Consider the following 12137-nt stretch of genomic DNA (forward strand, 5'->3'; position numbering starts at 1 on the left):
AGCGTATCGAGTGATCACGCGGAGTGGGTCAGCGGCCCAGGAATTCCGCGACGCCCGGACCGGACGCTGAATAAGAACGTGTTCCTACGCTGCGGTCTTCGGTTTCGAACAGCTCCGCCCACTCGCCGCGGGCGCGGTCGAGGCCGTGTGGACCGGCCTCGAAGACCCGTTTCGCCGCGGCCAGCGCGCGCGCCGGGCCGGTGGTGAACTGCCGCGCCCACCGCAGCGCCGCAGCGAAGACGTCGTCGGGCGCGACCACCTCGTCGACCAGCCCGATCGCCGACGCCTCCTCGGCATCGACGTAGCGGCCGGTGTACACCAGATCCTTGGCCGGGCCGGGGCCAACGAGCAGTCCCAGCCGGCAAATGCCCGCCACCGGGATCAGGCCCGCCCGGATCTGCGGCAGGCCGAGTTTGACGTTGTCACCGATGAGCCGGCGGTCGGCGCCCAGAGCGAGCTCGAGGCCGGCGCCGACCGCGTACCCGGTGATCGCGGCGATCGTCGGCTGCGGAATCCGGGCCAGGCAGCCCAGTGCCTGCTGCAGATCCGCGGCGACGGCACCGGCCTGCGCGGGCGTCCAGCGCGCGAGTTCGGCCATGTCGTCGCCCGCGCTGAAGATTCGCTCGTCGCCGTAGACGATCACGGCCCGCACCTCGTCGTCGGCCGCGAGGTCCGCGGCGGCCGCGGCCAGCTCCAGCGCCAGGTGCAGATCGATGAGATTCAGCGGCGGCCGGGCGAAACGCAGTACGGCGATTCCCGCCTCGACACGGTCCACGGTCACGAATTCGGCCACGGCGGCGAGCCTACTGTGCGTGGCGGGATACCTGCGACGTCGGGATGTTCGCGGTCGCGCTCCCGGCTCAGTCTCGCTTCGAACCCTGCAACCGGGACGCGTCCGGCATGTCGGCGAAATACCGGTGGTTGTTCGGGAACTGCAGCATCGGCTGACCGTCGACCGGCTCGAAGACCGGCATGATCGGGCTGATCGAGCGCTCGGCCGCGAGAATTTCTGTGGTGGAGGCGAATTCGGCGATCGAACTCAGCTGCGTCCAGGTCGGCGGCAGCAGCACGTCCTCGCCGGCCCGCCAGCGGTCCAGCGCCTGCGCCGGAGTCCGCCACGCCACCTCGTGCGCCTCGGTGGTCGCGCCGTCGGCACGCTGCCCCTCCGGCAGGACCGCGACGAAGAAGTAGGTGTCGTAGCGCCGCGGTTCCACCACCGGCGTGATCCAGTTGTCCCACGGGCGCAGCAGATCCGCGCGCAGCACCAGATTCTCGTTCGCCAGGAAATCGCCGAACGACAGTTCGCGACGCTCGAGCTTCTCCCGGGCACTGCGGTAGGCGACGGTATCGGAGACGACGGTGTCGGCGGTCGGTCCCGCCAGCAGCACACCGCATTCCTCGAAGGTCTCCCGGACCGCGGCGCACACCAGCGCCTGCGCGCGAGCGCGGTCGACCCCGAAACGACGGCCCCACCACGTCGGGTCCGGCCCCGCCCAGCCGATTTCCGCATCGGCGTCGGAGCGGTCGACACCGCCACCGGGAAAGACGGTCATGCCCGCCGCGAAGGCCATCGCCTTGACCCGTCGTTGCAGGAATACCTCCGGTCCGGATGCGCCGTCACGCACGAGCACTACGGTCGAAGCGTCCTTCGGCGCCGGTGGCTCGGCCGGGGTTTCCGCAACAGATTCACTCACAATCGCACCATAACGCGCGCTTGGTTCCGATCGGCAGCAGGTGCCCGAATGCGGCACCGGTGCGCACTGCGGGAACAGGCGCCGGGGAACCAGCTCAGGCGCGGTGGCGGCCGAAACGCTGCGAGCGCCGCGCGAAATACCGTCCGTCGATGCGATCGAGGGCGATGGACTGGCGGAAGGCCTCGCTGAGGTTCTCGGCGGTCAGCACGTCCGAGAGCAGGCCCTGTGCGATCACATCGCCCTCGTTGAGCAGCAGCGCGTGGGTGAAGCCGGGCGGAATCTCCTCGACGTGATGGGTGACCAGCACAGTCGCCGGAGCATCCGGGTCGGCGGCCAGATCGCCCAGTTGCTCGACCAGTTCCTCGCGGCCCCCCAGATCGAGCCCGGCGGCCGGTTCGTCGAGCAGCAGCAGTTCGGGATCGGTCATCAGAGCGCGGGCGATGAGAACGCGTTTGCGTTCGCCCTCGGACAGGGTTCCGTAGGCGCGGTCGGAAAGGTGTTCGGCGCCCAGGCTTTCCAGGATATCGACGGCGCGGTCGGTGTCGACATCGTCGTAGCGCTCGCGCCAGCGGCCCATCACGGCGTACCCCGCCGACACCACCAGATCGGACACCTTCTCGTCCACCGGGATCCGGCTGGCCACCGCCGCCGACGACAGTCCGATGCGCGGCCGCAGCTCGCTGATGTCGGTCTTGCCGAGCACTTCGCCCAGCAGCGTGGCCGACCCCGAGGTCGGATACAGCTCGGCGGCGGCCATCCGCAGCAGCGACGTCTTACCGGCGCCGTTGGGGCCGAGGACGACCCAGCGTTCGTCGAGCTCCACCTGCCAGGTGACGGGACCCACCAGGGTATGGCCCGAACGCCGGACGGTCACCTCGTTGAAATCGATGAGCAGATCGGGATCCGGTTGCGGCACGAGCTCCATCTTTGCCGACGCGCTCGATCCGTTGCCAACGTGGTCGGTGTGCACGCTATCCGTCATAGTCGGCCACCCGCTCCCCCACGATCCGAATCGGCCATTGCCGCAGTGACATTCCGCACGTTTGAGCACCCTACGGCGCTCGACACGCCACGGCACGCCGGGCCTCGGCTCGGTGCGGTGGGTGGTCGCGCCGCGCTATGCCGCGTCGTCGAGCGGGCTCATCGGCGGCGCCACCGCGATCACCGTCATCGATCCGGGGGCGACTTCGGTGAACCCGGCATCCCGCACGGCGGCGATCGTCTCGGGCCCGTCGCCACCGTTCACTCGGGCGCACAGGCGGGCCCAGAGATCCGGCTCCGCATCCCGGACGGCGCAGCGGAATCCACGCTGCGCCCAGGCGAAGGCTTGTTCCACCGGAAGCGCACCGGCCAGCAACATGCTCGCGTGACCGACCTGCGCCGCTGCCTTGCCCACGGTCATGCTCAGGGCCGAATTCACCCACAGCACGGGCAGTTCCGGGTCCGCGGGACCGGGCTCGTCCGATTCGAGATCGGTGCCGCCGATCTGCAGTTTGCGAATACGCTGGTCGATGTCGCCGACCGGACCGGGCACCAGCGCGCGAGCCTCGGCGCCGTCCACCTCGAGCGTGACACCGTCCACCTCGTTGGCCGCGAGCCACTGCGCGCCCCGGGCCCGGCGCGCGACCTTCCGAATACGCGAGCGCTTCCACGCGAGATAGCGGTCCTGCCACTCACCGTCCGGACCCACCCGCGGGTCCAGGCAGAGCGCCACGGCCGCGGCGGCCGCCGCCTCCAGTACCGCACTGCGTCGCGGCGGTTCGGCTTTCGGTATGTGCAGCACCATCTGCATCGCCTGCACCTGCGCTGGATCGTCCGGATCGCCACCGCCCCCGTAACCGAGCGCCAATTCCGCATGCCGGGCGCGGAAACCCGAATCCAGGAGCAGTGGCGGTGCGGCGCCCTCGGACGCGTCGATCTCGGGTTCGGTCATCAGCTCAGCGGCACTCGGCGCAGCAGACCATCGCGGGCGTCCGCGGCCTCGACCTCGTCGCGGGTGACCCCGAGGATGAACAACACCGCGTCCAGGAACGGATGCGACAACGCGGTGTCGGCGACCTCCCGCAGCGCGGGCTTGGCCTGGAAGGCGATACCGAGGCCGGCGGCGTTGAGCATGTCGATGTCGTTGGCCCCGTCGCCGACCGCGACGGTCTGTTCCATCGGCACGCCCGCCTCGGCCGCGAAACGCCGCAGCGCCACCGCCTTTCCGGGCCGGTCGACGATCTCGCCGATGACCTGACCGGTCAGCTTGCCGTCGACCACCTCGAGGGTATTGGCGTGGACGAAATCCAGTTCCAGCTCGTGCGCCAGCGGTTCGATCACCTGACGGAATCCGCCGGAAACCACACCGCACCGGAATCCGAGGCGGCGCAGGGTGCGAATGGTGGTCCGCGCGCCGGGGGTCAGCTCAATTCGCTCGGCGACCTGATCGATCACCGTTTCGTCCAGTCCGGTGAGGGTGGCGACACGCTGACGCAGCGATTCGGCGAAGTCGATCTCCCCGCGCATCGCGGCCTCGGTGACCTTGCGGACCTCCTCCTCGACACCGGCGTGGGCGGCCAGCATCTCGATCACCTCGCCCTGGATGAGGGTGGAGTCGACGTCGAAGACGATGAGCCGCTTCGCCCGCCGGGCCAGCCCCGCGCGCTCGACGGCGACGTCCACCTTCTCCTTCGCGGCGACCTCGGCCAGCGCCGTGCGCAGACGGGTTTCGGCCAGCGCGTCCTCGGTGGGCGGTGCGGTGACCATCAGCTCGAGACCGGTCACCGGGTAGTCGGCGATACCGCGGATGGAGTCGATGTTGACCTCTTGGGCGGCCAGTGTGCGCGCGATGGTGCTGAACGCGCGAGCGGTCACCGGGCTGCCGAGCACCACCACCGCGTGTGTGGACAGCGGCGCCCCGGAGACCGAATTGGCGCCGATCTCGACGTCGACCTGCATGCCGACGGTCGCCATCGCGTCCTCGAGCTGATCCTGCAGATCCTCCGGATCGCCCGGACTCGTCACCAGCACACCGAGGGTCAGCCGGCCCCGGATCACGACCTGCTCCACATCCAGCAGGCTCACGCCGTGCCGGGACAGCGCCGCCAGCAGCACCGAGGTCACGCCCGGTTTATCGGGTCCGGTGACCGTGATCAGCACCGTCGTCTCGGTGGCAGTGCCACGATCGGACTCGGACGTGCCCACGCGCAACTCCATCTCTTCGTCACAGCTCCACTTCCGCGGCGATCGCGGTCCGCGACGGCCAGCAGACATTCTCTCAGGTCGGGTGCGGCCACCGGCGCGCACCGGTCGCCGGGGTCACTGCCGCACCGCCGACCCGGCGCGGCACCCCCGAAACGCCGAACGCGGCGGCCGTCGCACTGGACGGCCGCCGCGCCGGGACTGCTCTCTTCGAAGCGGGGTACTAGCTCGACACCTTCTCGAGCTCGGCCACGTGATGGGACTTCGAGCCCCAGCCCACATGGGCCTCGGCCCGCATGCGCTCCACCATGTGCGGGTAGTGCAGCTCGAATGCCGGACGCTCGGACCGGATCCGCGGCAGTTCGTAGAAGTTGTGCCGCGGCGGCGGGCAGGTGGTCGCCCATTCGAGGGAGTTGCCGTAGCCCCACGGATCGTCCACGGTCACGACCTCGCCGTAGCGGTAGCTCTTGAAGACGTTCCAGATGAACGGCAGCGTCGAGGCACCGAGGATGAAGGCGCCGATCGTGGAGACGGTGTTCAGCGCGGTGAAACCGTCGGTCGGCAGGTAGTCCGCGTAACGACGCGGCATGCCCTCGTTACCCAGCCAGTGCTGCACCAGGAAGGTGGTGTGGAAGCCGACCATGGTCGCCCAGAAGTGCCACTTCGCCAGGCGCTCGTCCAACATGCGGCCGGTCATCTTCGGGAACCAGAAGTAGATACCGGCGAAGGTGGCGAACACGATGGTGCCGAAGAGCACGTAGTGGAAGTGCGCGACCACGAAGTAGGTGTCGGACACGTGGAAGTCCAGCGGCGGGCTGGCCAGGATGACGCCCGACAGACCACCGAAGAGGAACGTGACCAGGAAGCCGACCGAGAACAACATCGGTGATTCGAAGGTCAGCTGCCCCTTCCACATGGTGCCGATCCAGTTGAAGAACTTCACACCGGTCGGAACCGCGATCAGGAAGGTCATGAACGAGAAGTACGGCAGCAGCACCGCGCCGGTGGCGTACATGTGGTGCGCCCACACCGCGATCGACAGCGCCGCGATGCCCAGCGTCGCGTAGACCAGGGTGGTGTAACCGAAGATCGGCTTACGGCTGAAGACCGGGAAGATCTCGGACACGATGCCGAAGAACGGCAGCGCGATGATGTACACCTCGGGGTGGCCGAAGTACCAGAACAGGTGCTGGTAGAGCAGCGAACCGCCGGTGGCCGGGTCGTAGATGTGGCCGCCCAGGTGCCGGTCGTAGGCCAGCGCCATCAGCGCGGCGGTCAGCAGCGGGAAGGCCAGCAGGATCAGAACGCTGGTGACGGCGATGTTCCAGGTGAAGATCGGCATCCGGAACAGGGTCATACCGGGGCAGCGCAGGCAGACGACGGTGGTCAGCATGTTGACACCACCGAGGATGGTGCCCAGACCGGAAACGGCCAGACCCAGAATCCACAGGTCGCCGCCGACACCCGGGGAGTGCACGATGTCCGACAGCGGGGTGTAGGCGGTCCAGCCGAAGTCGGCGGCGCCACCGGGGGTGATGAAGCCCGCGGTCGCCATGGTCGCGCCGAACAGGTACAGCCAGTAGCTGAACGCGTTCAGACGCGGGAAGGCGACGTCGGGCGCGCCGATCTGCAGCGGCAGCACGATGTTGGCGAAGCCGAACACGATCGCGGTCGCATAGAACAGCAGCATGATCGTGCCGTGCATGGTGAACAGCTGGTTGAACTGTTCCGGCGACAGGAACTGCAGACCCGGACGAGCGAGCTCACCACGCATCAGCAGGGCCATCAGGCCGCCGATCATGAAGAACGACATCGCGGTCACCAGGTACATCACACCGAGGACCTTGGGGTCCGTGGTGGTGACGGCCTTGTAGATGAACGAACCCTTCGGGCCCAGTCGTGCCGGATACGGCCGTGTCGCTTCCAGCTTGGGGACTGGCTGGGGCTCTACAGCAGTCACTGATCCTCCTGAAGGTGTGCCTTCTGCTCGTTTCGCACGCTCGTGCGTTCCGGCGCATGACGAAACGACGGTGGCTTGCGCTAGAGGCATCGTAAACCGTGGCGTCGCAGGCGTCCGACGGGGTCCTACTCTGTGTCGTATTCGCCGCGCGGACGGTGCCGCAACGACCCTGCACACGGGCGCATGTACCCTACGCTGCATGCCGGTGAGCGAACGCGTCTCCACCCGAAAGCCCAAGACCCGCAAGCGCACCAGTGCGCGCCGGCTCTCGCTCGGCGGTGCGGCCGTCGGCGCGGTGGTCGCTCTGGTCACCGGGTGCGGCACCGGGGGTGACGACGCATCGAGTTCGATCGTCCGGACCACCACGAATATCGCCGGTGCGAGCGTGGTCGGCATCGAGCGCGACACCACCCGCGCCTGCGCCCTGCCCACCGCCCCCGATCAGGCGTCGGGCACCCGCACGGTGGCGGGCACCCAGGTGCCCGCGGATCCGAAACGCATTGTCGTCCTGGACACCGCGGCGCTGGACGCGGTCTGCGCCGTGGGCCTGTGGGAGCGGGTCGTCGGCGCGACCACGCAACCCGGCCCGGCGCCGCAACCGAACTATCTGGGCACCGGCGTGCTGAAGATCCCGAGCGTGGGGACCTCCGGGGCGGTGGACCCGGCGAAAATCTCCGCGCTGCAACCTGATCTGATCCTGGGCGCCGCGGGTGACGGGGATCTCGCCGCGTTGCGCGGGGTCGCCCCGACCGTGCTGGTCGACCACCGCGGATGGCAGGACGATTTCACCGCCTACACCGACGCCCTGGGCCGCGGTTCGGCCGGCGCGAAGGCGCTCGCGGACTACCGCACGTACGCCCGCGAAACCGGAGCCTCGATCGCGGCCAATTTCTCGCAGGCATCGGTGATCCGCTTCTCCCCCAAGGACATTCAGGTTCAGGGCACCGACACGTTCGCGGGGCAGGTGCTCGCCGACGCCGGTGTGCAGCGACCCGGCGCCCAGCGCGATCGCTCGTTCACCGTGGACAGCCTCGCCACCGAAAGCGACCGCAACAAGATCGAGGGCGACATCATCTATCTGATGTTCGACGGCCCCGACGGTCAGAGCCACGGCGAATCAATCATGAAGGGCGACGACTGGAAAGAGCTCGGCGCCGTCGCCGACAAGCGCGATTTCGCCGTCGAGGACGACCTCTGGCACGGTTCCGGGCTCACCGCCGCGCGGGCGATCCTCGACGACCTGCGCAAGACGCTGAACGGGTACGTCACCGACTGAGCGAGCGGCGTACCGGTTCATCGCAGCTCGGGGCCCGGTTCACCGGCTATCCGCTCGTCGGCATCCGACGGTTTCGCCGGCCGGCTCGCCGGGGTGCGGCGCGGATCGTCGGTTGCCGCCCGCGGACGCAATGCGTAGGCCGGCACCAACTGGTCGGTCAGGTGCAGCGGCGTCCGCCCGTCCGCATAACAGACCGAGAAATTCACCCGGCCCAGCCAGTCGCCACTGAACGAGGGCACCCAGTGGGTCAATGTCCCCGGCCGCTCCCCCGTCATATCCAGCCCCGCCCCGTTGACGTGCCGGGGCGCGCCCGGATCCCGGATGAGAATCGCATCCAACCGCACCCACACCGGTTTCGGCGGCTGCACGAGCACCCGGTAGTAATAGCCGGTCTCGTTCGGATACCGCAGCTGCGGTTCGGTCCCCTCGGTCCGCGGAACACCGTCCGGAAGCCGTCGCGGCGCCCGGCCGGAGAACCCATCGCCCGCCCCCTCCGACGACACACCCCCGGAACTCGAACACATATTCGAATAATACCGAGCGGTCGGCCCGATCGACACCCACCCCACCACATCGGGGCCACGCGTCGTCCGGGCACGTCATGATGGGGCGGATGGGCAAACTTCTCGTGCTGGTGAACGGCCTTCCGGGCGCCGGCAAATCAACCGTAGGCCAGGCGCTGGCACCGGTCTTGCGCGCCCGATTCCTCTCGAAGGACACGGTCAAGGAAGCGTTGGCGACCTGCGTCGAGGATCCCGCCGGTCTTCCGGATCTGGGCGGTGTCGCGATGGACGCGGTGTGGTCGCTGGCGCGAACCAGTCCCACCTCGGTCGTCATCGATTCTTGGTGGTTCGCACCACGAGACACACAATTCGCCCGCGCCGGTATCGAGAAGGCGGGCGCGGACCGGGCCGTCGAAATCTGGTGCGACGTACCACCGTCGGTGGCGAGGACCCGGTATGCGAGCCGGCGCCGCCCCGGCTTCTATCACGACGCCCAGCGCCTCGGTACGCAGTGGGACCGATGGGCCCGGGAAGCCGCACCGCTCGGACTGACGCCCACCGTCACGATCGACACCACCCGGACCGTCGATTACACCGCGCTCGCCGCGCAGATCCACCGGGTTGCCGGTGAGCCGCTAACCCACGGCGGCCCTTTCTCGGCTTTCCGCGATCAATGAGCGGAGGAGTCGGGGGGCTGCGCGCCGTGCGCGCCCGCCACCTCCGCGATCGAGGTTTCGCGGGCCGGCACCTGCCCGATCGTCGCGAGGTCGACGCCGAGTTCTCGTAGCGTTCGCACCAGTTCCAGGCGTGCGGAGGCCTCGGCATCGTAGAGCCGATATCCGCCGCGACTACGGCCGGTCGGCGCCACGATCCCCCGATCCGCGTAGAACCGAATCGCCTTGACCGTCAGCCCCGTCCGCTCGGCCGGCGCGCCGATCGTCAGCCCTTCATGAGCGAGCCGAGTTCAGAACTCCCAGTCCTCGTCTTCGGTGTTGACCGCCTTGCCGATGACGTAGCTGGAACCGGAGCCGGAGAAGAAGTCGTGGTTCTCGTCGGCGTTCGGGGACAGCGCCGACAGGATGGCCGGGTTGACGTCGGTCTCGTCGCGCGGGAACAGACCCTCGTAGCCGAGGTTCATCAGCGCCTTGTTGGCGTTGTAGCGCAGGAACTTCTTGACGTCCTCGGTGAGGCCGACCTCGTCGTAGAGGTCCTGGGTGTATTCGACCTCGTTCTCGTACAGCTCGAACAACAACTCGAAGGTGTAGTTCTTGAGTTCGTCGCGCTCGGGCTGAGTAAGGTCCTCGAGGCCCTTCTGATACTTGTAGCCGATGTAGTAGCCGTGCACGGCCTCGTCGCGGATGATCAGCCGGATCAGGTCGGCGGTGTTGGTGAGCTTGGCGCGCGAGGACCAGTACATCGGCAGGTAGAAGCCGGAGTAGAACAGGAAGCTTTCCAGCAGCGTGGAGGCCACCTTGCGCTTGAGCGGCTCGTCGCCCCGGTAGTACTCGAGCACGATCTCGGCCTTGCGCTGCAGATTCGGGTTCTCCTCCGACCAGCGGAAGGCGTCGTCGATCTCACGGGTGGAGCACAGCGTGGAGAAGATGGAACTGTAACTCTTGGCGTGCACCGACTCCATGAACGCGATATTGGTCAGCACCGCCTCTTCGTGCGGGGTGCGCGCGTCCGGAATCAGGCTCACCGCGCCGACCGTGCCCTGAATGGTGTCCAGCAGGGTCAGACCCGTGAACACGCGCATGGTCAACTGCTTCTCGTGCGCGTTCAGCGTGTTCCACGACGGAATGTCGTTGGACACCGGAACCTTCTCCGGCAACCAGAAGTTGCCGACGAGCCGGTCCCAGACCTCGGCATCCTTCTCGTCGGGCACCCGATTCCAGTTGATCGCAGACACTCGATCGATCAGCTTCACGCCCGCTCACTCACCCTTCCCGCTTCGCCGGTCATTGTACGCTCGGACACTACTCCTAGTGGGCCGCCGCTCAGCACAGCACAAGGGCTTGTGTCTCCCATGTCCTGGGCAAATGCGTTCCGGGGTGGGAAGTTCCACACCGCGGCCGAGAGCGAATGACGAGCGCGCGATACACAGGCTACTGCCGCCGCCATGATCGCAGCAATGATGCCGGGAGTTTGCTATAGCGATCCAATGCCGGGACGACGCCCCCGGTTCATCGCGCCACTTGCTCCGAGAGGATGCCTCATGACCGTTGATCTCCGCATACGTTTCGCCGTCGACGACGAGGCCCTCTCGCGGCTGCACGCGGATGCATTCGGCGGTGACCGGACCGTGGTGCCCTGGAAGGCGCGCTTGGAACGGCACAGCCGGTCATGGGTCGGCGCGTTCGTGGGTGCTCGACTCGTCGGGTTCGTGCACGCGGTGTGGGACGGTGGCAACCACGCGTTCCTCCTCGACACCGCGGTCGCCCCGGATCTCCGTCGGCGGCGCATCGGATCCGACCTGGTGGACGCCCTGCTCGGCGACCTGCGCGAACTCGGAATCGAATGGCTCCACGTCGATTACGAACCACATCTGCACAGTTTCTACCGCGATGCATGCGGTTTCGGAGCCACCGACGCCGGCCTCCTACGACTGAACTGACGCGGATGGCTCTCGATCATCCCGGACACGAGCGATTACAGCTCGGAATGTTGATCCAGGTGTCCGAACGCATCCACGATGTGTGCATACTTCACTCGCTCAGCAGCAGTTCGGCGACTGCCTCCGGAGCCTCGTGCATGGCATCGTGGCCGGTGGGGAGGTCGTGGACCACCCACCCGGGGTCGGTTTCGAGCCGGGTGCGCTGTTCGGCGAACGGGGTGCGGTCTTCCCAGCCCGAGCAGTAGACGAACTCCCGGCGGGGAACTCGGGCGAATGCACCGGTGAGCCGGATTGTTTGCAGGAACGAGGCGAGGGGGTGGGGGCGGCGGCGCGGATCGCCGTTGCCCGGTGGGCGAACGGCATAACCGGTGGTCGCGGCGCCGTCGGCGATCACATGCCGGAAATAGTCGTTCATCGCCGACCAGCACGATTCGCCGTCACGGGGGACGTACGCGTCCAGATGCACCAGGCGGGAGATTCGGCCGCCGGCACGGTCGGCGGCAGCGGCGATCACCATCCCGCCGTAACTGTGCCCGACCAGCGTCACATCGGTCAGGTGGGCGCGGTCGATGAACCGCACGACGTCGTCGGCGTGGGTGTCGAGGTTGGCGGTCGCGACCGTCGCGACATCGTCGTCCGGCCGCAGACCGGTCAGGGTCAGGGCGTGGACGATATGACCGGCGCGCTCCAGCAGCGGAACCACCGTCTCGAACGACCAGGAACCCTTCCACCCGCCGGGCACCAGAACATATGTCGTCATGCGCTTTTCCTTCTCTCCCACTGCGGCATCGAGGCCGCCACCTCGGAATCACTTCGCGTGGAGACAGTCTCACCGGCTGGGAGGGTGGCTTGCTACCGAGAGAAAGCCATCCAGTACCTGTTCGCCGCCAACGTCGCCCGGTCATTC

The 12137-nt window shown here is 67.8% G+C and carries 13 protein-coding genes; 3 read left to right on the plus strand and 10 right to left on the minus strand.

Features of this window, described 5'->3' with window-relative positions:
• Positions 1-28: 28 nt before the first annotated feature.
• The 6 genes from NE2_RS01495 to ctaD form a co-directional block, all read right to left on the minus strand.
• Complete coding sequence (locus tag NE2_RS01495) at positions 29-793, minus strand: enoyl-CoA hydratase-related protein (protein WP_063023094.1); 765 nt, start codon at positions 791-793, stop codon at positions 29-31.
• 67 nt (positions 794-860) lie between these two features.
• The gene (locus NE2_RS01500; protein WP_063023096.1) at positions 861-1694 is read right to left on the minus strand and encodes an NUDIX hydrolase; all 834 of its coding nucleotides are present in this window, start codon (positions 1692-1694) and stop codon (positions 861-863) included.
• A 94-nt stretch (positions 1695-1788) separates the two neighbouring features.
• Positions 1789-2619 (minus strand): ABC transporter ATP-binding protein, encoded by an 831-nt coding sequence (locus NE2_RS01505; RefSeq protein WP_063015655.1) that lies wholly within the window; start codon positions 2617-2619, stop codon positions 1789-1791.
• Between the two features lie 192 nt (positions 2620-2811).
• The gene (locus NE2_RS01510) at positions 2812-3627 is read right to left on the minus strand and encodes a peptidyl-tRNA hydrolase (RefSeq protein ID WP_063023098.1); all 816 of its coding nucleotides are present in this window, start codon (positions 3625-3627) and stop codon (positions 2812-2814) included.
• Positions 3627-4880: a phosphoserine phosphatase SerB gene (gene serB, locus NE2_RS01515; RefSeq protein WP_036524710.1), complete on the minus strand. Its 1254-nt coding sequence runs from the start codon at positions 4878-4880 to the stop codon at positions 3627-3629. The genes NE2_RS01510 and serB overlap by 1 nt, the downstream gene beginning before the upstream one ends.
• Before the next feature lie 220 nt (positions 4881-5100).
• On the minus strand, positions 5101-6837 hold the full coding sequence (gene ctaD, locus NE2_RS01520; protein WP_062963242.1) for an aa3-type cytochrome oxidase subunit I: 1737 nt from the start codon (positions 6835-6837) through the stop codon (positions 5101-5103).
• 199 nt (positions 6838-7036) lie between these two features.
• Between ctaD and NE2_RS01525 the strand changes: the two genes are divergently transcribed.
• Positions 7037-8113 carry an ABC transporter substrate-binding protein gene (locus NE2_RS01525; RefSeq protein WP_063023100.1) on the plus strand — a complete coding sequence of 359 codons (1077 nt, stop codon included), beginning with the start codon at positions 7037-7039 and terminating at the stop codon, positions 8111-8113.
• 17 nt (positions 8114-8130) lie between these two features.
• Here the strand turns inward: NE2_RS01525 and NE2_RS36535 are convergent, their stop codons facing one another.
• Positions 8131-8637, minus strand: coding sequence for a hypothetical protein (locus NE2_RS36535; RefSeq protein WP_174553895.1), 507 nt, complete (start codon positions 8635-8637; stop codon positions 8131-8133).
• Between the two features lie 89 nt (positions 8638-8726).
• On the opposite strand from NE2_RS36535, the gene NE2_RS01535 reads away from it, so the two are divergent.
• Positions 8727-9293: a P-loop nucleotide/nucleoside kinase family protein gene (locus tag NE2_RS01535; protein WP_167356687.1), complete on the plus strand. Its 567-nt coding sequence runs from the start codon at positions 8727-8729 to the stop codon at positions 9291-9293.
• Here NE2_RS01535 and NE2_RS01540 read toward each other — a convergent pair.
• Together NE2_RS01540 and nrdF are read right to left on the minus strand one after the other, a co-directional pair.
• Positions 9287-9559, minus strand: coding sequence for a MerR family transcriptional regulator (locus NE2_RS01540; RefSeq protein WP_084493676.1), 273 nt, complete (start codon positions 9557-9559; stop codon positions 9287-9289). The genes NE2_RS01535 and NE2_RS01540 overlap by 7 nt on opposite strands.
• A 21-nt stretch (positions 9560-9580) precedes the next feature.
• The gene (gene nrdF / locus NE2_RS01545) at positions 9581-10543 is read right to left on the minus strand and encodes a class 1b ribonucleoside-diphosphate reductase subunit beta (RefSeq protein ID WP_030515669.1); all 963 of its coding nucleotides are present in this window, start codon (positions 10541-10543) and stop codon (positions 9581-9583) included.
• 288 nt (positions 10544-10831) lie between these two features.
• Here nrdF and NE2_RS01550 point away from each other — a divergent pair, with 288 nt between their 5' ends.
• Entirely contained in the window at positions 10832-11230 is a 399-nt protein-coding gene (locus NE2_RS01550) for a GNAT family N-acetyltransferase (protein ID WP_063023106.1), read from the plus strand.
• A gap of 91 nt (positions 11231-11321) precedes the next feature.
• Here NE2_RS01550 and NE2_RS01555 read toward each other — a convergent pair whose 3' ends face one another.
• A complete protein-coding gene (locus NE2_RS01555; protein ID WP_063023108.1) occupies positions 11322-11990 on the minus strand; it encodes an alpha/beta fold hydrolase in 669 nt (222 codons plus the stop codon).
• Positions 11991-12137: the final 147 nt, after the last annotated feature.

This window comes from Nocardia elegans NBRC 108235, from assembly GCF_001612845.1.
Classification (GTDB): domain Bacteria; phylum Actinomycetota; class Actinomycetes; order Mycobacteriales; family Mycobacteriaceae; genus Nocardia; species Nocardia nova.